The 26,827-nt window shown below is 57.1% G+C and carries 30 protein-coding genes; 17 read left to right on the top strand and 13 right to left on the bottom strand.

All coding sequences use genetic code 11. The annotated features are described in order from the left end of the window. The first annotated feature begins 13 nt into the window (after positions 1–13). From ACG74X_RS11065 to ACG74X_RS11035, 7 genes are all read left to right on the top strand, one after another. Positions 14–436, top strand: coding sequence for a c-type cytochrome (locus tag ACG74X_RS11065; RefSeq protein WP_411234783.1), 423 nt, complete (start codon positions 14–16; stop codon positions 434–436). A 134-nt stretch (positions 437–570) separates the two neighbouring features. After that, positions 571–1,251, top strand: coding sequence for an MBL fold metallo-hydrolase (locus ACG74X_RS11060; RefSeq protein WP_411234782.1), 681 nt, complete (start codon positions 571–573; stop codon positions 1,249–1,251). Between the two features lie 66 nt (positions 1,252–1,317). After that, entirely contained in the window at positions 1,318–3,048 is a 1,731-nt protein-coding gene (locus ACG74X_RS11055) for an ABC transporter substrate-binding protein (RefSeq protein ID WP_411234780.1), read from the top strand. Positions 3,049–3,138: 90 nt separating this feature from the next. Further along, the gene (locus ACG74X_RS11050) at positions 3,139–4,152 is read left to right on the top strand and encodes an ABC transporter permease (protein ID WP_411234779.1); all 1,014 of its coding nucleotides are present in this window, start codon (positions 3,139–3,141) and stop codon (positions 4,150–4,152) included. Continuing rightward, positions 4,149–5,081: an ABC transporter permease gene (locus ACG74X_RS11045; protein ID WP_411234777.1), complete on the top strand. Its 933-nt coding sequence runs from the start codon at positions 4,149–4,151 to the stop codon at positions 5,079–5,081. Before ACG74X_RS11050 ends, ACG74X_RS11045 begins: the two co-directional genes overlap by 4 nt. After that, positions 5,078–6,802, top strand: coding sequence for an ABC transporter ATP-binding protein (locus tag ACG74X_RS11040; protein WP_411234776.1), 1,725 nt, complete (start codon positions 5,078–5,080; stop codon positions 6,800–6,802). The genes ACG74X_RS11045 and ACG74X_RS11040 overlap by 4 nt, the downstream gene beginning before the upstream one ends. A gap of 5 nt (positions 6,803–6,807) precedes the next feature. After that, positions 6,808–9,885 (top strand): alpha-mannosidase, encoded by a 3,078-nt coding sequence (locus ACG74X_RS11035; protein ID WP_411234774.1) that lies wholly within the window; start codon positions 6,808–6,810, stop codon positions 9,883–9,885. Positions 9,886–9,950: 65 nt separating this feature from the next. Here the strand turns inward: ACG74X_RS11035 and ACG74X_RS11030 are convergent, their stop codons facing one another. The 7 genes from ACG74X_RS11030 to ACG74X_RS11000 form a co-directional block, all read right to left on the bottom strand. Continuing rightward, positions 9,951–10,148: a CsbD family protein gene (locus tag ACG74X_RS11030; RefSeq protein WP_411234773.1), complete on the bottom strand. Its 198-nt coding sequence runs from the start codon at positions 10,146–10,148 to the stop codon at positions 9,951–9,953. A 20-nt stretch (positions 10,149–10,168) separates the two neighbouring features. Then, positions 10,169–10,411: a hypothetical protein gene (locus ACG74X_RS11025; protein WP_411234772.1), complete on the bottom strand. Its 243-nt coding sequence runs from the start codon at positions 10,409–10,411 to the stop codon at positions 10,169–10,171. A gap of 100 nt (positions 10,412–10,511) precedes the next feature. Continuing rightward, positions 10,512–11,468: a YihY/virulence factor BrkB family protein gene (locus ACG74X_RS11020; protein ID WP_411234771.1), complete on the bottom strand. Its 957-nt coding sequence runs from the start codon at positions 11,466–11,468 to the stop codon at positions 10,512–10,514. 61 nt (positions 11,469–11,529) lie between these two features. Continuing rightward, on the bottom strand, positions 11,530–13,005 hold the full coding sequence (locus tag ACG74X_RS11015) for a phospholipase D family protein (protein ID WP_411234769.1): 1,476 nt from the start codon (positions 13,003–13,005) through the stop codon (positions 11,530–11,532). Further along, entirely contained in the window at positions 12,995–14,653 is a 1,659-nt protein-coding gene (locus ACG74X_RS11010; RefSeq protein ID WP_411234768.1) for a sensor histidine kinase, read from the bottom strand. The genes ACG74X_RS11015 and ACG74X_RS11010 overlap by 11 nt, the downstream gene beginning before the upstream one ends. A 63-nt stretch (positions 14,654–14,716) precedes the next feature. Next, entirely contained in the window at positions 14,717–15,268 is a 552-nt protein-coding gene (locus ACG74X_RS11005) for an RNA polymerase sigma factor (protein WP_411234767.1), read from the bottom strand. Next, positions 15,258–15,527: a NepR family anti-sigma factor gene (locus ACG74X_RS11000; RefSeq protein WP_411234766.1), complete on the bottom strand. Its 270-nt coding sequence runs from the start codon at positions 15,525–15,527 to the stop codon at positions 15,258–15,260. Before ACG74X_RS11000 ends, ACG74X_RS11005 begins: the two co-directional genes overlap by 11 nt. On the opposite strand from ACG74X_RS11000, the gene ACG74X_RS10995 reads away from it, so the two are divergent. Further along, entirely contained in the window at positions 15,526–16,335 is an 810-nt protein-coding gene (locus ACG74X_RS10995) for a response regulator (RefSeq protein ID WP_411234765.1), read from the top strand. The genes ACG74X_RS11000 and ACG74X_RS10995 overlap by 2 nt on opposite strands. 49 nt (positions 16,336–16,384) lie before the next feature. Here the strand turns inward: ACG74X_RS10995 and ACG74X_RS10990 are convergent, their stop codons facing one another. The 4 genes from ACG74X_RS10990 to ACG74X_RS10975 are packed head-to-tail and all read right to left on the bottom strand — an operon-like array spanning position 16,385 to position 19,043. Next, a complete protein-coding gene (locus tag ACG74X_RS10990) occupies positions 16,385–16,882 on the bottom strand; it encodes a Dps family protein (protein WP_411234764.1) in 498 nt (165 codons plus the stop codon). Positions 16,883–16,937: 55 nt separating this feature from the next. Continuing rightward, positions 16,938–18,569 carry an acetolactate synthase large subunit gene (locus ACG74X_RS10985; protein ID WP_411234762.1) on the bottom strand — a complete coding sequence of 544 codons (1,632 nt, stop codon included), beginning with the start codon at positions 18,567–18,569 and terminating at the stop codon, positions 16,938–16,940. Positions 18,570–18,580: 11 nt separating this feature from the next. Continuing rightward, on the bottom strand, positions 18,581–18,838 hold the full coding sequence (locus ACG74X_RS10980; RefSeq protein ID WP_411234760.1) for a hypothetical protein: 258 nt from the start codon (positions 18,836–18,838) through the stop codon (positions 18,581–18,583). A 31-nt stretch (positions 18,839–18,869) separates the two neighbouring features. Next, entirely contained in the window at positions 18,870–19,043 is a 174-nt protein-coding gene (locus tag ACG74X_RS10975; RefSeq protein ID WP_411234759.1) for a DUF1328 domain-containing protein, read from the bottom strand. A 119-nt stretch (positions 19,044–19,162) separates the two neighbouring features. Between ACG74X_RS10975 and ACG74X_RS10970 the strand changes: the two genes are divergently transcribed. Then, positions 19,163–19,453 carry a hypothetical protein gene (locus tag ACG74X_RS10970; protein WP_411234757.1) on the top strand — a complete coding sequence of 97 codons (291 nt, stop codon included), beginning with the start codon at positions 19,163–19,165 and terminating at the stop codon, positions 19,451–19,453. Here ACG74X_RS10970 and ACG74X_RS10965 read toward each other — a convergent pair. After that, on the bottom strand, positions 19,450–19,824 hold the full coding sequence (locus tag ACG74X_RS10965) for a hypothetical protein (RefSeq protein ID WP_411234756.1): 375 nt from the start codon (positions 19,822–19,824) through the stop codon (positions 19,450–19,452). The two genes, ACG74X_RS10970 and ACG74X_RS10965, sit on opposite strands and share 4 nt — an antisense overlap. A gap of 80 nt (positions 19,825–19,904) precedes the next feature. Here ACG74X_RS10965 and ACG74X_RS10960 point away from each other — a divergent pair, with 80 nt between their 5' ends. The 8 genes from ACG74X_RS10960 (at position 19,905) to ACG74X_RS10925 (ending at position 25,328) form a co-directional block, all read left to right on the top strand. After that, complete coding sequence (locus ACG74X_RS10960) at positions 19,905–20,633, top strand: Crp/Fnr family transcriptional regulator (RefSeq protein WP_411234755.1); 729 nt, start codon at positions 19,905–19,907, stop codon at positions 20,631–20,633. Between the two features lie 110 nt (positions 20,634–20,743). Next, complete coding sequence (locus tag ACG74X_RS10955) at positions 20,744–20,989, top strand: hypothetical protein (protein WP_411234754.1); 246 nt, start codon at positions 20,744–20,746, stop codon at positions 20,987–20,989. Between the two features lie 9 nt (positions 20,990–20,998). Beyond that, entirely contained in the window at positions 20,999–21,430 is a 432-nt protein-coding gene (locus tag ACG74X_RS10950) for a hypothetical protein (protein ID WP_411234752.1), read from the top strand. Further along, positions 21,427–21,831, top strand: a complete 405-nt coding sequence (locus tag ACG74X_RS10945) for a phage holin family protein (RefSeq protein ID WP_411234750.1) — start codon at positions 21,427–21,429, stop codon at positions 21,829–21,831. Before ACG74X_RS10950 ends, ACG74X_RS10945 begins: the two co-directional genes overlap by 4 nt. Then, a complete protein-coding gene (locus tag ACG74X_RS10940; protein ID WP_411234749.1) occupies positions 21,824–22,570 on the top strand; it encodes a hypothetical protein in 747 nt (248 codons plus the stop codon). Before ACG74X_RS10945 ends, ACG74X_RS10940 begins: the two co-directional genes overlap by 8 nt. After that, positions 22,570–23,586 (top strand): AI-2E family transporter, encoded by a 1,017-nt coding sequence (locus ACG74X_RS10935; RefSeq protein WP_411234748.1) that lies wholly within the window; start codon positions 22,570–22,572, stop codon positions 23,584–23,586. The genes ACG74X_RS10940 and ACG74X_RS10935 overlap by 1 nt, the downstream gene beginning before the upstream one ends. Positions 23,587–23,649: 63 nt before the next feature. After that, positions 23,650–24,612 carry an amidoligase family protein gene (locus tag ACG74X_RS10930; RefSeq protein WP_411234746.1) on the top strand — a complete coding sequence of 321 codons (963 nt, stop codon included), beginning with the start codon at positions 23,650–23,652 and terminating at the stop codon, positions 24,610–24,612. Further along, complete coding sequence (locus ACG74X_RS10925; RefSeq protein WP_411234745.1) at positions 24,609–25,328, top strand: gamma-glutamyl-gamma-aminobutyrate hydrolase family protein; 720 nt, start codon at positions 24,609–24,611, stop codon at positions 25,326–25,328. Before ACG74X_RS10930 ends, ACG74X_RS10925 begins: the two co-directional genes overlap by 4 nt. A gap of 8 nt (positions 25,329–25,336) precedes the next feature. Here ACG74X_RS10925 and ACG74X_RS10920 read toward each other — a convergent pair whose 3' ends face one another. Further along, the gene (locus tag ACG74X_RS10920; RefSeq protein WP_411234744.1) at positions 25,337–26,665 is read right to left on the bottom strand and encodes an MATE family efflux transporter; all 1,329 of its coding nucleotides are present in this window, start codon (positions 26,663–26,665) and stop codon (positions 25,337–25,339) included. Between the last annotated feature and the right edge of the window lie 162 nt (positions 26,666–26,827).

Raw genomic sequence — 26,827 nt, 5'->3', positions numbered from 1 at the left:
AGGAGGCCCAAACATGCCCGCACAGACAAAAAGCCTTTTGGTGGCCAGCGCAACATGCCTGCTTGTTGCCGCCTGCGGACCCGAAGAAATGCCGCAGGCCAGTGACGGACGCGTGTTGTTCATGGAAAATTGTGCGGTCTGTCACGGTGCCGATGGCAAAGGCAACGGTCCCATGGCCCGGGCAATGGATGTGGCCCCTGCGGACCTGACATTGATCAAAGTGCGCAATGACAATGTGTTCCCCAGGGTCGAGGTCTTGTCGGCTATTGATGGCTATGCACAGTCGGACATGACCGGACCGAATATGCCGGAATTCGGAGCGCTGTTGCAGGGTGATCTGATACCTCTGGACACCGGCGGGGGCGTTATGACGCCCACGCCTCGCAAGCTGGTGGCTTTGCTTGAATATATCGAAAGTATCCAGGAAACCCGCTAGATGCCGTTCATGTGGCAGCGGTGTTGCGCCGAAACAGGCCAAAGGACTGGACGCCGCACCCGTGACCGGACAAAACTGACACCAGCACGACAAGCGCCCGGCCTATGCCCGGCAATATTGGAGGATCGCGCTGCGTGAAGATTACCTGGTACGGACATGCGTCTTTTGGACTTGATCCCAAAAACGGCCCCCGCATCATAACCGACCCGTATACACCAGAGGGTGTGGGATACGCCCCGATCAAAGATCCAGCCGATCTGGTGATCATTTCGTCCGACGATGACAGCGCCCATTGCCGCGCCGATCTGATTGCCGGTGCGCCCGAAGTGGTGAACGCCCTGACCGTTGCGCAAACGGGTGGGGCGCAGACGGCCAAAGGTGTTGAGATCACCGCCATCGAGGCGGCGGAATGGGATCATCATCCGGAACACGCGGTGCCGGGCCAAAACGGAATGTACCGGTTCACCGTGGATGGTATCAAATGTGCGCATATGGGGGATGTGGGCAACCCACTGACCGATGCGCAGCAGGTCTTTTTTGAAGATACGGATATTCTGTTCGCTTTGGCAGGCGGGTATCTGACCATTGAGTTGCCCGATCTGATGGAGATGATCCATCGGGTGAAGCCCAGGCTGGTCATTCCGATGCATTTTCGCACGCTGACTTACCGCCCGCGCAACACGATGTGGATCGAGAGCTTTCTTAGCCATTTCAAAGATGAAGATGTAGATTTCAGCTTTGGGTCCACGGCGGAACTCACCAAGCAGACGCTGCCAGAACGTACCCGGGTTCTGGTGATGGATTATGTGCGATAACGGCTGCACAATTCGTGTAAAGTCGCATTGTATCGGGGCAACGACCCCACAACACGGAGGAAGACTATGACAACACCTGTTTTGCGGATGGCCGCCTCTGCGCTGGCGATAGCTGCCTTTGCCGGTATGGCGCTCGCTCAGGACGTGGCGCGCGAAGACACGGTTATTTTTGACCTCGATCGCACCATTCAGGACCCGGAGAACTTTAATTGGATGACGCCCGGCACAAAACGGATGCATGGCGCACACCAGACCATGTGGGAGCCGCTGTTCATTCTGAACTATGGTTCGGGCGAGCTTGATCCGTGGTTGGCAACCGGGTTTGAATCGAATGCGGACAGCACCGAATTCACGGTCACTCTTCGCGATGGTGTGGAGTGGTCCGATGGCGAGGCATTCAACGCCGATGATGTGGTGTTTACCGTCAATCTGGCGATGACCAATGAAGAGATTTCATCCCGCGAAGCGTCAACCATCCGCAGCCAGGTGGCGAGCGTGGAAAAGGTGGATGACCTGACCGTCACCTTTATCCTGCAAAACCCGAACCCTCGGTTTCTGGTCGAAAACTTCGGTGTGCGGATCTTTGGATCTTTCCTGATTATGCCAGAACATATCTGGAGCGGCGAAAACGCCGCGACATTTGCCTTTTATCCCCCGATTGGCACCGGGCCCTATACCTTTACGTCGGCCAGTTCGAACCGGGCGATCTGGGATCGCAATGATGATTGGTGGGGGGCAAAGACCGGGTTCATGGACCTGCCCGCGCCGAAACGGGTGATCTTCCTGGAATCCGGTGGTGAGGAAAGCCGCGCGCAGTTGATGCTGTCCAACCAGCTGGATGCGGCGCAGAACGTGACCATCGGCACGTTCGAAGCGATACAGGCGCAAAACCCCAACGTGATTGCTTGGCATGATGGGTATCCCTACGCGGCATCCGACCCCTGTGCGCGCCAGCTTGAGATCAACACCACCGTGGCCCCCTGGGACAATGCCAATATGCGTAAAGCGGTGGCGCATCTGATTGACCGCACCCAGATCGTCAACATCGCTTACGAAGGCACGACCGAAGCCAGCCAGACGATGTTTGCGCAATACGGATCAATGGATCCGTTTATCAACGCGGTTGTGGATGCGGGCTATGGATTGTCGCCGAATGCCGACCCTGCGGCGGCACAGGCGCTGATCGAAGGCGAAGGCTGGACGAAAGACGGGGATTATTACACCAAGGACGGGGAAACGCTGTCGGTGAACATCCACGTCAATTCGGCCTCGACCGAATACACGCGCACCATCGACGTGATCGTCGAACAGTTGCAGCGCGCCGGGATTGATGCCCGCGCAGTGCCGGTGGAAAACGGCGTGTTTTGGGGCGAGGTTCTGCCGTTTGGATCTTATGAGATGTCCTATAGCTGGCTGTCCTGCGGGTCTGTGAACGAACCCTGGGCATCCATGGGCCGCTACACCACGGCAGATGTGGTGCCGGTTGGCGAACGCAGCCCCGGCTTCAACAACACCGCCCGGTGGGATGGCGAAGCGGCAGAGGCCTATACCGCGATCATGGCCGATATCGCGGCGCGTCCCTTGGGGGATGAGGCGGTGCCGGGACTGGTGGCCGACGCCTATCAGTATCTGGACGCCGAAATGCCGTTTATCCCGCTGGTGCAGGCCGCCAAGCTGCTGCCGATGAACACCACCTATTGGACGGGTTGGCCCACGGCGGACAACTATTACAACCATCCGTTCTTCTGGTGGAACCACACGCACCAGATCATTCACAACCTCGAAAAAGCTGAATGATGTAACGCTTTTGGGGTGCGGGTTCTCTGCACCCCACCCGTGCCTTAGGGCGTGTGCCCGCACACGCCGATTGCCCCGGAGGTTTGCCCCATGGGACGCATACCGCGCGCCTATCTGATTAACCGTGTTGTAACGCTGTTTCTGACGATCCTGATCGCTGCAACGATCATCTGGATCATCCCGCGACTGTCACCTGTGGACCCGGCTGAAATTGCGCTGGGCCGGATGGCGGCCGGGGCGGGGTCGGTGGCAAATTCCGAAGAAATCCTGGCGCAACTGCGGGCCAATATGGGGATCGACCAGCCCCTGATCGTTCAATACGTCAAATACCTGACCGGCGCGTTGGTGTTTGATTTTGGCCTGTCGACCGCAGCGTTTCCGACGCCTGTGTCAACGCTGATCCTGAACGCGCTGCCGTGGACATTGGGGCTGATGATCCTGTCGCTGGTCATCACGTTTTTCATCGGTAACCTGCTGGGCGCGTTGATGGTCTGGGACCGGTCGCCCAAGCTGGTGCGCGTGGCGATCCCGGCGGCGATGGTGTTCACCTCGATCCCGCCGATCCTGTCGGGGCTGCTGCTGATGTGGATCTTTGCGGCCAAGCTGCAATGGTTCCCGCTCACCGGTGCCTACGGGATCATGGTAGAGCCGGGCTGGACCTGGGATTTTGTCCTGTCGGTCCTGCATCACGGCTTCCTGCCCGCGCTGTCGATTGTGATCGTGACCTTCGGCTTCTGGGCGCTGGGCATGCGCGGGCTGATGATCTCTGTTCAAGGCGAAGATTACGTCAAGCTGGCCGAGGCCAAGGGGTTGCGGCCCCGGTATATCCTTTACCGCTACATGATCCGCAACGCGATCCTGCCCCAGATCACCGCCTTTGCGCTGAAGGTCGGGTTGCTGATCGCGGGGCAGGTGCTGGTGGAGCGCATTTTTGCCTATAACGGGATGGGCAAGCTGCTCTATGACGCGATCCTCAATCAGGATTTCCCGGTCATTCAGGGGGTCTCTTACGTGATTATCCTGATGACCGCGATTTCGGTGTTTTTGGTCGATCTGCTGTACCCGTTCATTGATCCACGTATCCGGCATGAGGCGAAGGCATGAGCACGCAAGAAAATGTGCCTATGACGCGGGCCGAAAAGCGTCAGGCAAAGCGGATCAGGCGGTTTGATACTCCGTGGATGAACCCAAAGCTGCTTTGGGGCGTGGGATTGCTGCTGGCGATTGTTGCGCTGGGGCTATTGGGGCGGATTTTCTGGGATCCCGATCTGGTGTTCACCGGGTCTGCCCCGTTGAAGCTGCCCCCTGTCGGATTTGAAAACCTGCGGCGGCAGGAAGGCATCTGGGACTACCCCCTGGGCACCGATGGCGGCGGGCGCGACATGCTGGCCATGATCATCGTGGGCGCGCCGAACACGCTTTTCGTCGGGTTGCTCGCGTCGCTGATCGGGATGTCGATTGGCATCTTCCTTGGCTTTTCTGCCGGGTTTCTGGGCGGGCGCATCGATGACACGATCCGCGTTCTGGCGGACGTGATGATCACCATCCCGCCGCTTCTGATCCTCGTGGTGTTCCAGTCGGCCTTTGGTGATGTGACGCTGACCATGATGGCGCTCTTGATTGCCGGGTTTGTCTGGCAGTCGCCGACCCGCCTAATCCGGGCGCAAGTGCTGTCGATGAAGCAGTCGGGCTATGTGCAGATGGCGCAGCTTTCGGGCGCGTCGACCAGCCACATCATGTTCCGCGAGATGCTGCCGAACCTTGTGCCGTATCTGTTCGGGTCGTTCATCGCGTCGGTGACGACCTCGATTGTCACCGCCGTCGGGCTGGAGGTTCTGGGGCTTGGTCCGCAGCGTATCCCGACTTTGGGCCGGACGATCTACGAGGCCATCAATGCGGGCGCTTTGATCCAGAACCTGTGGTGGTGGTGGGGTATCCCGACGATTCTGCTGGCGGTGATGTTCATCGGGTTGCTGTTGATCAACCTCGGTTTGGACGAGGTGTCGAACCCGCGTCTGAGGAAATTGTCATGACGGATAAACCTGTTCTCACGCTCAAGGACCTGTCGATCGAGTTTCCCACGCCGAAGGGCATCGTTCAGGCGGTCAAGAACCTCGACCTGACCATCGAACAAGGCCGCCGCGTGGGCTTCATCGGCGAAAGCGGGTCCGGCAAGACAACAACCGCGCTTGCCGTGATGCAGATGCTGGCAGAGCCGGGGCGTGTGGCGTCGGGCTCGATTGATCTGGCGGGCATCGACGTGCTTGCGCTCTCTGAGGAGGAAATGCGCCTCACCCGCCTGTCGCGCATCGCTTACATTCCGCAGGGCGCGATGAACTCTCTCAACCCCGTGATGCGGATCGAGCCGCAGATGTGGGACGGGATCATCGCGCATGAGGGCAATGTTGGCGAAGCAGAGCTGAAACGCCGGTCCGATGAGGCGCTGGCCAGCGTAGGTCTCCCCGCGCACACAGCGAACCTGTATCCGCATGAGTTGTCCGGCGGCATGAAGCAGCGTGTCTGCATCGCCATGGGGATCATCCTGAACCCCGACCTGATCATCGCGGATGAGCCGACCAGTGCTTTGGACGTGGTCACGCAGCGGCAGGTGATGCAGACGCTCAAGGACATTCAGGCGCAGATTGGATCGGGGCTGATCCTGATCGGGCATGACATGGGGCTCATGGCGCAGTCTGTAGATGAGCTTGCGGTTTTGAAGGACGGCGAATTGGTCGAGCACGGCACCGTCAAACAGATCATCGAAGCGCCTGACCATCCTTACACGCAAGACCTGATCCGGTCCGTGCCGTTGGTGGGGGGCGAGAGTTTTCTCAACCCCGAACGCAATGCTGATGCGCCGAAACGGGACAGTTCGGAACCGCTGCTCAGGTTTGAGACCGTGCGCAAGGATTACGGCGATGTGACCGCGTTGCATCCGCTGTCGTTCACCTTGCAGGGCGACACGCCGCAGATCATTTCGATTGTGGGGCAATCCGGGTCGGGCAAGTCGACGATGGGGTCGATCATGCTGGGCTTTAACCCGCCAAGCCAAGGCCAGGTGCTGTACGAGGGGCAGGACATCCAGAAGATGTCCGCTGCGCAATCCTTGGAGTTTCGCAAGAACGTGCAGGCGGTGTTTCAGGACCCCTATGCCTGTTTCAACCCATTCTACCGCGTGAACCACGCGCTGAAATTCCCGTTCAAGCAGTTTGGTCTGGCCAAGTCCGACGGGCATACGCAAACCGCGATGGAAGAGGCGTGCGCGGCTGTCGGGCTGGACCCTGATCTGGTGCTGTCGCGCTATCCGCACCAGTTGTCGGGTGGGCAACGGCAGCGCCTGATCGTGGCGCGGGCCTTGATGCTGTCGCCCAAGCTGTTGATCGCGGATGAACCGGTGTCGATGGTGGATGCATCGTTGCGGGCGACGATCCTGTCCAATATCTATGATTTGAAGGACAAGTACGGGATCTCGATCCTCTACATCACGCATGACCTTGCCACGGCCTATCACGTCAGTGATTACGTGATGGTTCTGTATAAAGGCCATGTGGTCGAGGCCGGGCCGCCCAAACAGGTGATCGGCTCGCCGCAGCATCCCTATACTCAGCTTTTGATCGACTCTATCCCCTGGCCCGACCTGAACCGCAGTTGGGGGCAAAGTGAATCGGACCAGAGCACGGATGTGCAGACCCTGGCTCGTTCAAAAACCGTGATGCGTGGAACCATCGCCGGCTTTTCGCTGATACAGGAGTGAATGTGGTGGTCGCGCCCTATCATCACTGGCGTTTGACAAAAGAAAAGATCGGCGCGCGGCTCAAGCTGATCGCGCCGCTGGTGCATCGGCGGTTTCAGCTTTTGCCTCCGTTCAAGCTGGTGGCGCTGCCCTCGGCGCGCGTTGATGCCGCGATGTGCCATGATCCTGAACAGGTCGAGATAATCGCGCATGACAGCTATTGGGGACGCGCAGATCTCAATTTTGTTATGCGCAGCCATATCACGGTGCCGCGCGGGTGGGACGCGCACAACCTTGCCTTGTATTTGCCGCTGGGGGTCTTGGGTGACATTTTTAACCATCCCGAAGCGCTGGTGCATATTGACCACGTTCCCGTCGCTTCGGCGGACCGGTATCACAACACGATCCCGTTAAATGCGGATATCGCTGATGGCGCGGATCACAACGTGTCGTTGCACGGATGGACGGGGTTGGCCGGTTGGCCGCCGGACCCCGACCACAAGGCCAAGCTGTTCATGGGCAAGCCGAGACTTGTGGAACAATGTCCGACCACGGTGGCCTTTCTGCGCAAGGCAAATGCTGCGTTCGATACAGTTGGTGTGCTGGGCATCGAAACGCCGGAAGGTGCCGGTTTGCTGGATGCCTTGAACGAGGCATTTCAGGTGTTGGACACACGCGATCCGATGGGAGAGGCGTTTTATGCGTCGGTGCCAGAGGCGCTCGGCCGGCTTGAGGCCGGAATATCACAGGCGGGTGCGCCGCTTGAGACAGTGCTGCATGGTATTGGTCATGCGCATATGGACATTGCCTATCTGTGGACCATTGATCAGATCCGCCTGAAAAATGCCCGGACCTATTCGAATGTCTTGCGCTTGATGGCGCGTGATCCTGAGTTTCGATTCAGCCATTCGCAACCCGCGCTCTACGAGATGATGGCCCAGGACTATCCCGACATGTTCGCACGGCTCAAAGATCGGGTGGCTGAAGGGCGATGGGAAGTCATGGGCGGCATGTGGGTCGAGCCGGACCTGAACATTCCGGGCGGTGAAGCATTGGTGCGGCAGCTGATCCTGGGCCGCGATTATTTCAAACGCGAGTTCGGCGATGTGGAAACGCCGGTGTTGTGGTTGCCTGACACGTTCGGATTTCCTGGACAGATCCCGCAATTGATGCGGCTGGCCGGGCTAGAGTGGTTTGTCACCAACAAGCTGAACTGGAACCAGATCAACCGCGTGCCGTGGTCCAGCCATATCTGGGAAGGCATTGATGGCAGCCGGGTCTTGGCGCATATCCTGACAACGCCGCGTGACGTGCAATATCTGCCTTTTCCCACAAATTACAAAAGCGATCTGAGCGCCACCGAAGTTTTGGGCACCCTGACCCATGCGACCGGCGCGCTGCGGGACAATCTGCCGATCTGTTTCGGCTATGGCGATGGCGGGGGCGGCCCGACTGACGACCTATTGGCCAAAGCCCATGCCTATGCCGCCATGCCCGGAATGCCACGGTTGAAAATGAGTACGGTGCGTGCGGCGATGACCGCCTTGGCGGCGTCTTGGGACAAGATGCCGATCTGGCAGGGAGAACATTACATGGAAGGCCACCGCGGCGTCTTCACCTCTCAGGCCTGGATCAAACGCGCCAACCGCAAAGCCGAGGCGGCGCTGCACGAGGCCGAGGCACTTGCTGTGATGGCAGGAACTGTTCCAAAACTGACGGATGCGTGGAAACTCCTGTGTCTGAACCAGTTTCATGACATCGTCACCGGCACGTCGATTGGTGCGGTTTATGAGAATGCGAAACAAGATTTCTATACAATTTTCGGAGCGGCCGACGCAGCCGCCCGCGTAGCTGCACAGCATTTGGCGGGTTCAGAGCCATTGGTCCTGAGCACGTTACCGACCTGCGGGGACCGAATTGTTGAAACTGACATCCCGTCTGATGCGCCGGGTCAACCGACAAAAAACGGTGCGGTGTATTTGTTGCGCGACGTTCCCAGCTATGCGCACGTGCCGTTGTCTACAGCATGTTTGCCAGAGCACCCTGCCAGTGCGCGTATCAAGGACGGGATCGCGGTTCTGGAAAATGACCTACTTTGTGTAGAAGTGCAGAAAACCGGCGCGCTGTCGCGGCTGTTCGACAAAACGACAGGACGGGACATTCTGGCGGACGGAGCGCTGGGCAACCAGTTACAGGTGTTTGAAGATCGCCCGATCTGTTGGGACGCCTGGGATATCGACCCGTATATCGAAGATCGCCAAGAGGTTATCGCGACATCCAGCACGATAAACGTGGTTGAAACCGGCCCCGTCCGGGCAAGCGTTCGGGTGGTCCATCACTGGCGCAACAGTGTTATTACGCAAACGCTTTGCCTATATACCGGATCGCGGCGGCTTGATTTTGTGACGGACGTGGATTGGCACGAAACGCATATGCTGCTGAAGGTGGCGTTTCCGGTGGCGATCACGGCCCCCAAAGCGGTGTTCGACATCCAGTGGGGCACTATTGAGCGGGCCACGTCACGCGATACGGCGTTTGACGCAGCCCGGTTCGAGGTGCCAGCGCAGAAATGGGCACAGATCTCGGATGAAACCGGGGCTGTCGCGCTGCTTAATGATTGTAAATACGGCTATGATGTTCATCGCAATACGCTGCGACTGACCCTGATAAAAAGCGCAACCTCGCCAGATCCCCAGGCGGATCAGGGGCGTCACGCCTTTACTTATGCGCTGTTGGCATATGATGGGCAGGATCGGTCGCTGCTGGATCATGCAGCCTATGATCTGAATGCGCCAGCCCGCGTGGTTGCGCCGCGCAAGGCGCCTGCGTCGTCAAACCGGGATGCGTTTGTGCGCTGTTTAACGCCGGGTATCCTGATTGAAACGCTTGTTCCGTCAAACAAGCTAAACACCTATGATCTGCGCCTGTTCGAATCCCGGGGACAGACGCAAAAAGCGGAACTGGTATTCCGCGATGAACCTGCTGATGTTCGGAGAACCGATTTATTTGGTGTAGAGTTGTCAAAACAACCGCAGGTTTCCGGCAAACGCGTCTTGCTGGAGGTTGGCCGGTTTGAAATTGTCACGCTTCGCATCACGCGATAGGCGGGCCACGCGGCGGTCAAAGCGACAACGCCCGAACCTGGTTTGATGGTTCGGGCGCAATTTTATCAGATGTTGTTAAGGATACGGTCCACGGTTTCGCGGACTTCATCTTTTGTTTGGCCAAGCTTTTGCTGAAGCGTGCCGATCATCTGTTCGCGGTCGCCCTTGGCCTCTTCGATGTCATCATCCGTGAGGTCACCATAGGATTCGCGAAGCTGGCCTTTGATTTCGGTCCACTTGCCTTCAATGCGGTCTTTATCCATCGTATTTCTCCTTTTCGTCGTCAATCGGATGCCGCATTGGCATCGTCGGGGGGTGTTACTTCAAGGTTGGGAACGGTGACGGTCATGTCTTCTTCTGTCACGTTGATGTCGCCAACTTCGGCATCAAAAGCGGGCAGTTCGCCGCCTTCAACAGTCACTTCGGGAAGCTGTGCTTCCTGCGTCTGGTCGATGTCGATCATGTAAACGCCGAATGCGATAGCGATGACCGCAACAACGGCTGCGATGACTAATCCGATCTTCATGTCGAAGTCCTCCTGTGTCTATGGGCTAAACTCAGAAGGGTGCGGTTGGGTTCCGGTTTTCCTGAAATAATTTGTTCAACTCTCGAATATTATTTCTGCGTCATTCGGCAGGGTCAGACCGCGATTTTCCCAGGTTGTCTGCTTTGTAGGCACCACGTTCACCGCGCGGGCGTGGCGCACCTATTGTGCTGTCACGGCCGGTTTGGGCTTCCAGTTCAGCGTCGATCAGGGCTCCCAGAAGCACGACAAAAGCCGACAGCCAAAGCCAAGTCAGCAGGATGATGACACCGCCCAACGCCCCGAATGTTTCGTTGTACGTGCCAAAGGACTGGACATAGAGGCTAAATCCGATGCTGCCGGCCACCCAAAGCAGACAGGCAATCACGGCTCCGGGCGTCAACCAACGCCATTTGGCGGCGCGACGGTCTGGCCCGAAACGGTACAAAAGGGCAATGCAGGCCGCGCCGACAAGAAACAGAATGGGCCAGCGTGCATACATAATGGCATCGGCGACAAGCGGCACGATATCAGCAAATGCAGCAATCGCGGGCAAAATGGCGACAACCCCAAGTGCCAGGATAAGACTGATCAGAACGAGCAGGGTCAGACCCAGCGTCAACAGTTTGAGATAGATGAAACCGCGACTTTCATCTTCTTCGTAAACGATGTTCAGCCCCGAGATGAAATTGCCAATGGCCCTGGACGCAGAATACAGCGCCAGCAAAATAGAGAAGATGGCGGCAAACCCAAGAGCTTTGCCATCGGCGGCCGTTACATCGCGCATTTGTCCCAGAATAATATCTTGCGCAGCATCCGGCAGAACGGCGGCAAAATCAGCCGAGTTTTCGACAATGACGCTGCGATCCATGATCAGACCGGCGATGGCCACGCTGGCGGTGATGGACGGAAACAAGGACAACAGACCATAGAATGCAATCCCGGCGGCAATCAGACCAAGATTGGCTTCGGCCTGCCTTTGCCAAATGCGCACTGCGACATCTAAAAGCCCCGGAGCCGGGATTTCCGAGGGGCGGTATGCCTTACGTCCGTGGGTCATATCAGTCTCCGTTGGTCCGAAAGTCTTGAAAAAAGAACGGATTTTCCATCCTCATGGTTCCCTAAACCAAATCTTCGGTCACCCCGGGAAGGGGCTGTGCCATGTCCGCGTGGTTTGCCGGATCATGCGGCACAAGAAACCCGGTTCTGTTTTCCGGGCGCGCTACGCCGTTTCGTGCAATCTGGTCGTGCCACCATTGACGCTGCTGCACGACGTTCATGGCCTCGGCAGGCAGTGCATCAAACCACCAATGCTGAAACAGTTTTTGGCGCGCATGTGCAACGCGCGCGGGCGTGTCCGTCGAAATCGCCACCTCTGTATCCCAGCGCAGGGACCGGCCATTCAGGTTTGCGGATCCGATCAGGACAAAATCATCATCCGCAATCAGAACCTTGTTGTGAACATGAATGATCGCAGAGCCGCACAGCGTCTTTTTTGTATCCCGCGCGGCCAGACTGGGGCGCACGGGTGTTGCAAGGGTCAACCGGTTCTCAAAGCCGTGGCGAATGATGTCCATCGCGGCCTTTTGCAGCGCCATGCCATAGCGCGTCTCTACGTCGCTTTGATCGTGTATGGCCAGCTCTTCGGGCAGCGAGGGCAGTATGACCATCAGTTGCAAATCGCTGTTTTGCGCAGCCGCGTCCGCCAGAGCGTTCGCGATCCGGGACGACCGAAAAAACTGGGTTTCGATATAGATCTGTCGCCGCGCGCGTTTAAAAGCGTCGAAATGGGCGGTTTCGATTTCCGTCAGCACTGAACGTGGCGAGATGAAGGGGAACTGAAGACGCCGGGGGGCTGAAAGGGTGCGTTTCAAATGCTGCGCCTTCGAGGGGGCGCGTGTCCCAGCGCAGGCCTGCGCAAAGGTCTGAAGATGGGCGCGCGCCTCTGCGGCCTCGGGGCCGCGCATCAGAACCTGAACGTCGGACCAGGTTTCAGAGGCAGGCAGATCATGAGACTGCGTGTCCCAGCGGCGTTCATTCAGATCAAGGCCCCCCAAATACAGGATTTCGCCATCAATCACCGCCAGTTTTTGGTGATGCGTCACTGTGTAGATTTGCGGCAAGTCATCCAGATCAAGCCCAACAGCCTGTCGCGTACGTTCGTCCGGGTCCAGCGCCGAAAGACGGGACGATCTGCGTTTCAGAACGGCGGGAAGAAGGCTGATCCAGGGCAGTGCTCCGGCCTGGGCCGGGTGCAAATGCGCGCGGACCGAAACGGCACCGGCATCGGCGTTTACGATTTCGGCCAAAGCCTTGCCCTGGCGCACTGTACTCCAGGCCATTTTGTGCAGATCGGTTCCGACGACGGGGTCAAAATCGCTGACTGTCAGGTCAACGGACACGCCATTATTGGCGACATGCGCCAGCAGATCGAACCAGTCGTCACCGATCTTGCGGGCTTCGGCGGACCGCAGTTTCGTGCGCATGTCAAAGATGCGAAATCCCGCGATCACCTCTTGGCGCGCGTTCAGAACGGCGCGTTCGAATGCGGGCCAGGCTTCGTTTGCCGTAATGAGAACTTCAAAATCATCCGGCATTCCTGTGACCCTCAAAATCCCGACGTTCGAATGTGATTTCAAAGACGAACAGTCCGTTGCGAATGCCGGAATGTGCTGTGCCATCCAGCTGCCTAATGAACGCCTTGAGCAGCTGAGAGCCAAGCTTGTCGCCTGTGTCGATTTCGTAATCGTCTTCCACGTCCCCAATCGGATTGGTGATCATAAGACGCGCGACGTTGTTCGCGTGCTCTTCCAGTATCACGCGAATGACTGTGTCGACCTCGGACGCGTCCGAGTATTTGAACGCATTGGTCAGCGCTTCGGCAACGAGCATGGACAGCGGAACGGCCTGATCCGGGTAAAGCGGGAAGGACTGAAGATCGGTCACAACCTCCATCTTGCTGTCCGGGATCAGGTTTGACGCATCCATCGCGACGGTTTCAACCAGCTCTTTGCTGTCGATGGTCGAGACATCTGTGGTTGTGTAAAGCGTCCGGTGGAGCATTGCCAACCCGCGCACGCGCTGCTGCAACCCTGACAAAAGCAGTTTGGCTTCCGTGCTTTGGGCACGGCGCATCTGCATATTCATGATGGATGCGATCAGCTGAAGATTGTTTTTGACGCGGTGGTGAACTTCTCTGAGAAGCACCTCCTTGTCGCGCAAATCTGCCTTCTGACGCGCCTCTGCTTCGGACAGAATTCTGGTCATCCTGTTGAATGCGCGCTCTGTATCTTCGAATTCCCGGGGTGGATTGATCAGCTCAAGCCCGTCGGCGTCCCGTTCTCCTAAACCGAACTGGCGCATTGCGGATCTCAACACGGTGATGTGCCTGATCACAAGATGCTGCAGGCCAAGAACAGCGACACCCAATCCGGCAACCCACATCAAAGCGGGGAAAAGGATGGGGCTGACGCTTGCCAAACCCGGAGCAATGCTGTTGGAGGCTTTGATGGGCCAGCTTCCCACCAGATAAAGCGTGCCGGGGACAAGCGGTGCGACCGCAAAAAGCCGCTGTCGCCCGTCATTCGATAGCGCGCGGAATGTGGTGTTGCTGCGGGCGGGCAGATCTTCCAATGCGATGTCTTGAGGAAGATATCCGACAGGATCTTTCACGCCCTGGGTTGTGGCGATCAAATCCCCGGCAGAGTTGAAGGATGCAATTTTCAGGCCGGATGCCGCGTCTCGTTCGTTCAGCGTTTCACGTGCCCGCCAATGCGGAATCGAGATCGTAATGCGCCCCTGCAATCCGCTGTCATCGACAACAGCATGAGTTATGATCAAAACCGGTTGCCCGGTAACAGCACCTGAGGCGCTAACCTCTACAAATGGTTCTGACCGATTGATGAAGGTGTCAAAGCCAGGCTCGGACGTCAAGTCGACGGGCACGTCAACAGAGCTGCAGGACATGCGTCCGCTGGACGGGACAAATCCTGCGAAAATATAGTCCGGGTTTTCATCGACCAATCGCTGCATTGCCCGGCTGCACCGTTCGGCATCCAGGGATAATGCGACGCTTGCCATACCCTGTGCCGCGCCGAGGGCCTGTTGGACCAGTCGCTGTTCTTCGCTGGCTTCATCTTTGGTCCGCGACAAGAGAGACGCCCGCGACAGGGCCTCGGCTTCTTGCACGACAACACTGGTCTGCCAGATCGAGATCAAGCCAAGCGGCAACAAGGCCAGTGTCATGAGAAACACCAGCCTTGTGATCAATCTCTTGGGCAGGAAACGCGACACCGACATGCAGTGTGATCAGGCAACGCTGCGCTGAGAGGCCACGATACCAGCGGTTACAGAGTCAGTCATTTCCATGCTGCTTTCTTCGTCAATAGACATCAGTTCCGTCAAGCGGCTGCGGGCCCTGTTGACCCGGCTTTTGATTGTGCCTACGGCCACGCCACAGGTTTCTGCTGCCTCTTCATACGAAAAACCGGCAGCCCCGACCAGCACCAGCGCTTCGCGCTGTTCATCGTTCAGTTGATCAAATGCGGTGTTGAAATCGCGCATTTGCAAACGGCCATCATGATCTGGTTTTTGTGCCAACCCTTCGGACAACACCCCGTCTACATCCGCCACTTCGCGGCGGGCTTTGCGGTGATGAGAATAATAAGTGTTGCGCACAATAGTGAACAACCACGCCCGCATGTTTGTGCCTGGCTCGAACGTGCCAATCTTGGTCCAGGCTTTGACCAGTGAATCCTGTACCATGTCATCGGCAAGGGCCGGGTTGCGCGTCAAGCTCATCGCGAACGCCCGCATTGCACCCAAATGTTCCATCAGCTCGTCACGGGGATCAAGTGTCACAGTGTTGCTCCTTGCCAGCCTGCGCCTGTTCAGCTGCACGAAGCTGGGCGAGCAGGGTAGAAAAACGGTCGGGAACCTCTTCCTTGCTGATCTGATCAAACGCACGCTTGAGATTTGCGTCGATCTCTTCAGACAGGTTTGGTCTGGACGGATGCTGGTTCATTTTCTCACACAGATTTGCTATTTTTCTGGAACCTAACGCGGTTCCGAGCGTTTGGTTCCATGAGAGTGGAAATTTTTTTGAGGGAGTTACATCCATGACCGCCAACGGATCAGCCGACATCACAACCCGGATCGGCGAAAACCTACCATATCTGCGTCGGTATGCACGTGCCTTGACTGGATCACAGACATCCGGGGATCGGTATGCCATCCTGACCTTGGAGGCGATCTTGGCCGATATGAGCCTGTTTGACGGTGATCTATCACCGCGTGTTGCGCTTTATAAAGTATTCCAATCCATCTGGTCGACAAGTGGCGGCCAATTTGAACCCGAAGAGGACGGCGCGCAAGCCAAGGCGCTTGAGCATCTGTCAAACCTGACCCGCGACACCCGCGAAGCGTTGCTGTTGCATACCATTGAGGAGCTGTCGTTCGACGATATCGCGACGGTGATGAACCGCTCTGAGGCTGAGATCCGGGAACTGATTGATGTTGCCTATACAGAAATGGCGAAATCGGTGGCCGGTAAGGTGATGATCATCGAGGATGAGGCGATTATTGCGATGGATCTAGAGGCCATCGTTGGCGATATGGGCCATCAGGTCACCGGGGTTGCACGCACAGCGCAAAGTGCGTTGGATCTGTTCGACAAGGAACTGCCAAATCTGATCCTGTCTGACATTCAGCTGGCAGACAACTCCAGCGGTATTGATGCGGTAAACGATATCCTTGAGCAAACGCCGGATATCCCTGTGATCTTTATCACAGCTTTCCCGGAGCGTTTGTTGACAGGCGATAGTCCGGAGCCTGCATTCCTTATTTCCAAACCCTATACCGAAGATCAGGTTCGTGCGGCGGTCAGTCAGGCGATGTTCTTTTCTTCGACGGAAACCCTTAAAGTTTAACAAAAAAGGGGCGGTGAAAGCCGCCCCCTTTCGCTACAATCAACACCGTCTATGACTTGGCAATAGCCCGCAGCATCCATGCGGCTTGTTCGTGAAAGGCACTTCGTTCGGTCGCCAGATCTTCGGTCACCGGGTCTTTCTTGCCTTCCACCAAACCGATCAAGGCATGCAACCGGTGTGCAACGCGTTCGTGATCGGCGGCAAGGTCTTCGACCATGTCTGCGGCGGTCAAATCCGTGCTGCGATCCTCGATCTTGGAACGGGCCACAATATCGGCCATTGCTGATGGGGCCAGTTGCCCCAGCGCGCGAATACGATCTGCCAGTTCGTCGGCGGCGGTGAACATATTCTCGTACTGTTCTTCGGTCAGTTTGTGGATGGAATAAAACAACGGGCCTTCAACATTCCAGTGATAGGCATGTGTTTTGAAGACAAGCCGATACGTATCCGAGAGGACATCCCCAATTGCATTTGCGATTGTGGCAGTGTCGCGCACCCCGGTGGATACATCATCAGTGCTTGGCATTACGCGCAGTGCGTCTTTCATGGGTCATCTCCTTCGTTACCTGCTCAAACAACGTCGCAATCGGTGTTGTGTTCCGTCAGGCCGCGTTCTCGGCGGTGGGCAGTCCACCACCCAATGCATAGTCCACCCGAACGGAAACAAGGGTTGGACCCTCTGCAGTCAGACCCGCGTGCAGCAACTGATACGCATCATGCGCGGTTTTGGCATGGGCGTGTGTCCAGCCGAATGAATGCGCCAGTTTTGACCAGACGGGATTATTGAAACTGAACTCCGGACGGTCATCGTCCTGATGTTCGTCAATCAGGCCATATCCGCCATCTTCCCAGACCATAATGGTCAGGCGCAAACCCAGTCGGGCCGCGGTTTCCATTTCCTGAAGGTTCATCATCACCTCGCCGTCGCCGCAAATGGCAAGAACACGTCCTTTTGTTTGAACGCGGGCTGCGGCTATGGCACCGGGCAGGGCAAGGCCCATCCCGGCCAATCCGTTAGGCACGATCACTTGCCCGGCTCGTTTGGCGATCACCTGCCGCGCGACCCAAAGTTTGTGAAGACCGACACCGCTGATAACGGTGTCCTCCGGACGGATCACATCGGACACGCTGGCACATAAATCATGGGGCGACATGAGCCCATTCCGGTCTGATCCGTTCGGACGCGACAAATGTTGGATCATGTCGTCCCGGACAGACGCAAATGTCGGACATGTCGGCCACCGTGCTTCATTCAAATGCGCGGTGACGCTGCTGAGCGTGTGGGACAATTCACCCACCGCTTCGGCGGTGATGTGCCAGCCGCTGTCAACAGGTGAGGGGGCAAGCGATATGGCTGCAACCGGAGTTTTGCCCAGTGTCAGTTTTGTTGTGTCGTATTCCACGGGATCAAAACCTATGGCCACGATCAAATCGGCGGCTTGCAAGGCGCGGTCGATGATATCGTCCTGGGGTTGTCCAACCGAGAACAACATCTGGGGATGATCTTTTGCTAGAATGCCCTTGGCCATAAAGGTTGTGACCAACGGGATTTGGGTGTTCTCGACAAACGCTGTTACGGCATCCACAGCTTTGTCGCGCAAAACACCGGCCCCGGCGACGACGATGGGACGTTCGGCCGCGCCTATGGCCTTTGCCACATCACGCAGGCTGTCGGTATGCGCCGCGCCCGGTCGTGTGTAACGGGCCTGGACGATAGGTGCATTTGTTTGCGTGGCCGCCACACCTTCGGGCAGGGACAGATGAACCGCGCCCGGTTTTTCATGCTTGGCTAGACGGACCGCTTCGGCGACTGAACTGGGGATATCGTCTGCCATCAGCAGCGTGCGGCTTTGTTTCGTGACCGGCGCAAAGAGCGCTTCCAGGTCGATGACCTGATGGCTTTCCCGTTTGAGACGATCGCGCCCTGCCTGACCGGTCAGCGCAATCAACGGCACATGATCGAGCTGCGCATCGGCCACACCGGTGACAAGGTTTGTGGCCCCCGGTCCTAGTGTCGACAAACATACGGCGGGTGTGTTGGTCAATCGGCCATGAACAGACGCCATAAACGCGGCGGCTTGTTCATGTCGGCACAGCACAAATGTCAGAGCGCTGTCTTCGATGGCCGTCATAAGCGCTGTCGTTTCTTCGCCCGGCACGCCAAAAATCGTGTTGACACCATGCGCCTCAAGCGCCTCCAACACCGCAACCGCCCCGGTTCTGTATCGGGTCATGTGCGCATCTTTCATTGCAGTGTGCCTTGCGTGGAAATGGCGTTAGCCAAGTGATGACAACCGACGATGTTGGCCCCTTTGACATAATCGACGCGACCGTCAGACTGGCCGTTCTGGGTCACAAAAGGCGCGGCAATGTCTTCATGCGCCTGAATGAGGTTTGCATACGTGTCGTTGTCGAAGGGGAGTTTGGTCAAAATGGCATGGGTAAGGGCGTCTCGGCGATTCATGTAAACTCCTGTTTGAAATACAAAAAGATGCCGGATCATCAGGGCCCGGCATCTTGGGGATGCGGCGTGTTTATCGTGGCGTTTTTCCGCGCAAGGCGCGCACGAGAAGTGCGATGACAAACAAGACGATAAAGATAAAGAATAGGATCTGCGCGATACCAGCAGACGCGCTGGCGATGCCGCCAAATCCAAAAACACCCGCAACAATAGCGACGACGAAAAATAGAATGGCCCAATAAAGCATGGTATTTCTCCGATATATTGCTCGATCAGAAAAATAACGTGGCGCGGTTGGGAATGTTCCATGGAACTTCTTGGGGGGTTGGTCGTTACACAGACAAAGACAATCGAAAGGACAGCACAATGACAAAGACAGATACTTCAACTCCAGCCCCTGAAACGCATACTGCTTCGTCCCAATCGGATCTGAAAGAGCGTGCCGAAGAAGCCGTTGAAACCGCGCGCAAATCTGTTGAGCGCACTGTCGCGACCGCGCGGGACGAGGGCGAAAAGGCGCTTTCAGAGGCACAGGATACGTTTATGTCCGCACAGGACAGCGCTATGTCGGCCGTGCGCAGAAACCCAGGTCTCGCCTTGTTGGGGGCTGTAGGTGTCGGCGTATTGCTTGGAATGGCGATGCGTGGTCGCGACTAACGCCGCAGCAGGCCTGCAATGTCAAATGCGGCTTGCAGTTGGTTCATGGAAAACGGGCGTTGCAATTGCAAGGATTGATCCACAAGACTGGTATGTGCCGCGTTGTCCACAAGGATCGACGTGGCACCTACCAGTCGCGCACCGGCAAGGCAGGCCGATATCTCGTCAGTGCTGAGTGTTCGACTTAATATGACGGCTGTCGGGCGCAACTCTCCATCGTTCAGCAGCGCTGCTATTGCAGTGGGGCTTCGGAATATGGCAACAGGGCCGTACCCGCCAAGGCGGGCCATATCAGCGATGTCAGTCGCCTCGATGGGGCTATCGGTCAGGACAGCGAGGTTCACATCCTCAATCCAGAAACTATCGGTCACGTCACGCTCCAATCTTTGGAGCGGGGTATCTCATGTCCGCGGCGGGTCTTCATTAAACTGTGACATAGTAAAAGGAAAACATGACCACCAAATGTGACAATTGCCCATTACGCGCGTTGCCTTTGTTCGACGATGTTACAAAGGAGGAGACCGCGTTCCTTCAACGTTTCAAAACCGGTGAATTTGTAGCAGAGCCCAAATCCGAGATATTGGTCGAAGGTGCCTCTTCGGCCCAGTTGTTCACGGTGCTGACCGGCATGGGGTTGCGTTACAAGACATTGTCCACCGGAGAGCGACAGGTGGTTGGATTTGTTTTACCCGGTGATTTCATCGGCTTGCAAAGCGGTGTTATGGGCGAAATGGGCCACACCGTAGAGGCTACGACCCTTATGTCGCTATGTGTTTTCAATCGGTCTGAATTGTGGTCCTTGTTCAAATCCCAACCCGCGCGGGCATATGATATGACCCACCTGTCCGCCACCGAAGAGAACCTTTTGGGCGAAGCTTTGGTTGCCGTTGGCCAATTGGATGCAACCGGCAAAATCGCTTGGTTGCTGCACAGGTTTCATGCGCGTCTCACAGCCTTGCGGCTGGAGCGCAACAAGGGTGTGCCGCTTCCTTACAAGCAACAAGACGTGGCAGATGCTTTGGGCCTTTCGCTGGTTCACACGAATAAAACACTGGGCAAACTGCGGGATGCGGGTGTTGCAGACTGGTCAGACGGTCGGCTGATCGTTCTGAAACCGGCCGAGCTGGCCAGATTGGCGCATGTCACAGAACCGGATTTGCCCAAACGCCCCTTGATATAAATCGCGGTCCGCACATGGACGTCGGTGTGGTGTCAACACCAAGCTTTTGTCAGGTCAGGGAACCGAATGCCGTGTCAATGCGTTACCCGTCAAATATCATGGAGGACCAGATGACCCGGTTCGAAGTTCCACAGAAACGGGACGCCCTGCACAACCTAGTGGACGCCTGTGTTGACATGAATGACGGCTACGACCTTTTAGATGCTGTGGAGCAGTGCCAGTATCGGATGCTGTTCGATGAGGATAAAGCCGTTGATGGAATGCAGCACCGTGGCGATTTGAACGAAATCCTATTAACACAGCGCAATGCGCTATCTTCAAAAATAGAAATACTGGCCGTACCGGCCAAGGCATAGGAGACGGAAATGACCCAATCTTCATTTGCTGATACAGCGCAAGAAGCGCTTGATGACGCAAAGGCGCAAGCCCAACACACCGCGCGCGAGACTGCAGAAGGCGTTCAGGATCGCGTTGTTGAGGAAGCTGATCAAACAGCCGATGCAGCGCAGCGCGCCTCTGACGCGTTTGACCCCGGATCGTTGCAGGCCGCAGCGCTTGCGCAGCTGGCACAGGGGATAGAGGGTATGGCACAGACGCTTCGGGACCGATCCATTGATGGGCTGGTTGACGATGTTGCAGTGTTTGCACGTCGCAACCCGGTGTTGTTTCTGAGCGGGGCAGCGCTTGCCGGATTTGCCGCCGCGCGGTTTCTGAAATCCTCTCCGACACATGCGGATGACGATGTGCATGATCCATGGACCGATCATCTTTCAAATACAGGAGGGTCTGCACGATGACACAGAAGCCAGATCCTGACCTCAGCGCTGCACCAAACCTGATCCGGGCGTTCATTGCACACCTGCGTGGCTTGATCATGGCGGAACTCAACATGGCGCGGGCAGAGATGTCACAAGCGATCAATCGGGCCGGAACCGGGGCCGTGTACCTGGCAGTTGCCTTGTTGTTTGCTTTGGTGGCGTTTCATGCACTTGCCCTGACGGGGGTGCTTGCGCTGGCAGCGCTTGGAATTCCGCTTGTCTGGGCGGCACTTGCAACCAGCGTGCTTGTGCTTTGTATCGCTGCCATATTCGCGTTGGTGGGATCACGCATGATCAAGCAAAGCTCTCTTGCGCCGAAACGTACCTTGGAAAATCTACGCACCGATCTTTCATCATTCGAGGAGGCCACCCGTGTCTGACGATCTAAAATCACTTGAAAGCAAAGCCGACCATCATCGCGCACAGGCGCACACGGCGCTGGCAAGTTTGATCCGTGCCTTTGCGCCCAGCAAGCTGGGACATCAGGCGGTGGAAAAGGCATCCGGCGCGTCCGAGGATATTGCGCAAGCCGCGTTGCATCACGCACGGGCCAATCCGGCGGGTCTGGCACTGATCGGGTTGGGGGTTGCGTTGGTTGCGCTCAACCGCCCGTCCACGCCCAAACCCGACGCATTGGGAACCGAGGCAGAGCGCATTGCGCGTGCTGATGCGCAGCTTCAAGCGCGCGCGCGGGTCACCTCGAAGGCACCGCCGCAATCGGCATCGAAAATGCGTAAAATGCTGGATTCCGGTCTGGATCAATTGCCACCATCGGCGCGGGAGCGCGTGATAGACGCGCGGCTCAAGGCGCTTGATGCGCAAGAAGCGGTCGAGCGCAACACCCGCAAATTGGCGGCGCAAGCCCGAGAGGCGCATCAGGCCCAGCCTTTGACAACTGCTTTGGCCGTTGCCGGTGTCGGTGCCTTGATCGGCGCACTTTTGCCATCCACCCGAACCGAAGGTGCATTGCTGGGGGCCAAGCGCGATCAATTGTTGCGGTCCGCCGAGGCCACGCTGAAAGCCGAGTTGGCAGAGATCGAAGCCCGAGGCAAAGCCGCGATTGATGCTGCTGCGCGTGAAGGTGAAAAAGCGTTCACCTCAGATACGGAAGCCGCCTGATGGACCCTGCGCCACCGCGCACTGCGGGATGGTCTTTGCTGATCATTGCGATCATCGCAAGTGTCACCGCCCTTAAGCTGGCGCAGACGCTTATCGCGCCCATTGTTTTGGGGCTGGTCATCGGCGTGGTTTTGGCGCCGCTGGTCAAACAGCTAAGCCGGATTGGCGTTCCTGTTGTTGTCAGCGCGTTTTCCGCGCTTCTGTTTGCAGGTGCCGCAATCGTTGTCCTGCTGATTGCGCTGGGGCCGATGATCACCGAACTAATTGATCAGATCCCGCGCATTCAATGGGAACTGCGGCTGTGGTTGCAAAACATTGCGGCTTTGTTTCAAGGGGCTGACGGGATCGGACCGGACCTTGAGGAAACGCTGGGCCTGAATGGGGAAGATGCGGTTGCCTCGGCAATGCCGAACATCATCGACGCATTGTGGCTGGCCCCGAATTTCATGGCGCAGGTGATGATTTTTGCGGGCACACTGTTCTTTTTCCTGCTGACCCGAGACGAAATCTATGCGGTGTCACAAACCCACAGGGCTGCGTTTTATACGGCTGACAGGGCGGTTTCACATTATTTCATGACCATAGCGCTGATCAATGCCGGGCTGGGACTGGCCGTGTTTGGCGTCATGACGTTGATTGGCCTGTCCAATGCCGTACTTTGGGGAACCGCGGCCTTTTTGATGAACTTTGTGCTATATCTTGGCCCGATCTCGCTTATTGCGGCGCTGTTTGTGGCCGGGATCATTCAGTTCAACGGCCTCATGTCCTTTGCCCCGGCCTTGTCGTTTTTTCTGCTAAACCTGACCGAAGCGCAATTTGTGACGCCGGCCCTGGTGGGGCAGCGGCTGAGGGTCAATCCGCTGCTGGTGTTTGTCAGTATCCTTTTTGGACTTTGGCTTTGGGGCCCCATTGGCGGGATCGTCGCGTTGCCGGTTCTGGTTTGGGTCACGGCGCTGATCACTGCTCCGGGGGACGATCGTCTGCCAGAAAGCGACCAAAGACTCAAAGCCGCCTGAGCGCGGAACTATGTGTATCGAACCTGCGTTTCCCTGCAATAGATTGATAAATCTGGAGATCCCATGCATGCCGCCTCAGGCTTTGCGCCTTTGCCTTACCCCGACACGCAAAACGGCGTGCCCCGGAAAACCGGGGTGGAAATTGAATTGGCCGGGCTGGATATCGAAGACATTTGCGCTATCGTGAAAGACACGCTTGGCGGTGAGTTTGAAGGAACAGACCCGTTCCTTCGCAAAGTGGTCGGGACACAGATTGGCGATGTGACGGTTGAATTGGACACCCCGGCGCGACAGGATAGTGACAATGAGATTGTGCGCAGAGGGCTGGACGCCGCAACCGGAATTGTCCCGCTTGAGATCATCACCGATCCGCTGGATATGGAGGGCCTTGAACGCTTTAATGCGTTTTTGCCCAAACTGCGCAAGGCCGGGGCGACCGGATCACGCGCAGGCGTGTTATTGGGCTTTGGCGTCCATTTGAATCCCGAAGTGGTTGACCCGGACGATCCGCACAGTTTGGCGACAATCCGGGCGTTTGGGCTTTTGGAAGATCACCTACGGCATGTTGAACACCTTGATTTGACCCGGCGTGCCTTGCCGTTTGTGGCACCATGGCCGGCCGAGTTTGTCACCGAAATGCTTGAGGACAAAATTACCGGCATTGAAGATGTCCTTAAGGTCACCGCCAAACATATCCACTCGCGAAATCATGGGCTGGATCTGCTGCCTTTGCTTAAATTTGCCTGTCCAGAGACGTTTGCCGCGTCGTTTTCCAAGACCAAAACTGCGGCGCGTCCAACCTTTCATTTTCGTATGCCGGATTGTCGGATTGACGAGCCGTCCTGGGATTTGAGACAGCCGTGGGCGCTTTGGCATCTGGTTGAAATGGTGGCGGCCAATTCGGCACTGATGCGAAAACTGACCCAAGCATGGGCCACCCGAAAAACCGGGTTTTTACGCATGAATGACTGGGCCGAAACGTCGGCTGAGATTTTGTCTGAATATAATCTGGGAGACCTCAAATGACCCGCCCGCTGATCGGTGTAAGCGTGTCCAAACGCACGGGGTGGCGTGTGTTTCCCCTGATCGCATTGAATGTCTGGCTGACGGGTGGCCGTGCGCTACGCTGCGATGCGACGCGCGATTTTGACCTCGATGCTGTTGATGGCGTGATTATCGGGGGTGGGGATGATGTCGGCCCCGAACTTTATGGTGGCAAAATCGGTCTTTCCGCCCGGCTAGATCCAGCACGAGACTGCTTCGAACTCGCCCTGGCAAAAGACGCGTTGGACATGAACATTCCCGTGCTTGGCATATGCCGAGGCGCGCAGATGCTGAATGTCGCCTTGGGCGGCACATTGGATCAGGATGCCTGGACGACATTTGCCGCCGCCCGCAAGATTACAACAATTCTGCCAAAACGAGAGGTATGTTTGGAAACGGGCACGCGCCTTGAGCAACTTTGCGGCCCGGACCCGATGTATGTGAATGCCCTGCATTCGCAGGCGATTTCGGGTCTTGGCGACGGGCTGCGCGTATCGGCGCGCGACAGCTTTGGTATGGTTCAGGCGGTCGAACGCGTGCGTGATCCCTTTGCGCTGGGGGTGCAATGGCATCCTGAACATCTGTTCTATGCGCACCGTCAGCGCGCCATCTTCAGGGCCCTGGTCAATGCCGGACGGGCGCATCGGGATCATCGCCAACAAACGCGCGCTGCAATGGCCGATGCGAAATACGCCTGACACTATTCTCAGGCGTGAAACGGGTGCAGGCCCGTCCTGCGCGTCGACCACCAGGCACCTCCAACGGCAAAAACATTTGCCATAACCGCCGCGGCAAGAATGCCTGAATAGCCAAACGTCATCAATCCCAACCAGGCCAGCGGCACATATACTGCAAAGATGCGCGCAAGGCTTAACCCCACCGAATACCCTGCTTTCGAGCGGGCATTCATCGCAGCGTTGGCCGTGACAAGCACACCGTAGCCAAACAGGCTCCACCCGACGATGGACAGGTATTGGGCGGCGTATTGTTTGGCCTTTCCATCTTCGATGAACACTCCGGCCAGCGGGTTTGCAAAACTGGTAAGGACAATCGCAAGCAAAACACCATACCCGCCGCAAAAGACCCACGCGTCCCGCACGCCAGTGCGCGCCCGGTCACGTTTGTTGGCCCCCCAGTTTTGCCCGACAACCGGCCCAATGCCTGCAGACAGCGCAAAAAGCGGCACCAACGCCACCGATTGAACGCGGGTCGCAGCACCAAAACCGGCCACAGCGGCATCGCCCAGTGTCGCAACCGCTGCTGTGACCAGTGATATGCCTGCAGGATTGATCGCATTGGACAGCGCCGCCGGGACACCCACGGTTAAAACCTGTCTGATCGAATGCGCCACGCCAGACAACACATTTGCGCATCGTGACAGCACGCCGGTGTGAAACGCATAGACAACGGCGACAACAGCGCCAAACGCACGCCCGATCGCCGTTGCGATCGCAGCACCCTGGGTGCCAAGCTCGAAGGTGAAGATCAGTAGCGGGTTGAGGGCGATGTTGATCAAAGCCCCCAGAACCATGATGGCCGCTGATGTCGCGCCGTCCCCGTTGGCGCGAAATGCCGCGTTGGTGACCATCATCACGACAAGAAACGGAAAGGACACGGCCCAGAACGGCGCATAGGCCTTGGCCTCGATCAACGCCGCGTCGCTTGCCCCCATCAAAACAAAGATAGGCGCAGACAGCGCCCAGAACGCGACAGCGACCGCAATCGCCAATAGCAAACCCAGCCCCAACGCGTGGAGCGCCAAACGCGCCGGCGCATCACTATCAGAGCCCTTTCCGATGGCTTGACTGACCGCCGCATTTGCCCCGGCGGACAGACCCAAGGATAACGATGTAATGGCGGTGGTCACAGGATAGACAAAACCGATTGCAGCAAGCGGAGCCTGGCCCAACTGGCCAAGGAAATACGCGTCTGCCAATCCGACGCTTAAAACCGCTAAAATGCCAAACGTCATTGGAGCAGAGACACTAGCCAACGCGTGCCATACCGGGCCGTCTGTCAGGTATTTCTTTGCCAAGGGTTTGTCCTTTCGGTTAATGCACAAAAAGGGGTCGCCATCGGGCGACCCCTGCATCTGGTCAAACGCGCAAATTACGAGGCAAAATTTGACGTCTGCTCCAGCATCTCCTGCGATGTGTTTACAATGACCGACACGCAGCACCCGTTTGACGGGTCTCTA

The sequence above is a fragment of the Marivita sp. S0852 genome, from assembly GCF_046591575.1.
GTDB lineage: Bacteria > Pseudomonadota > Alphaproteobacteria > Rhodobacterales > Rhodobacteraceae > Marivita.
This window is presented reverse-complemented; position numbering and strand designations above follow the sequence as displayed.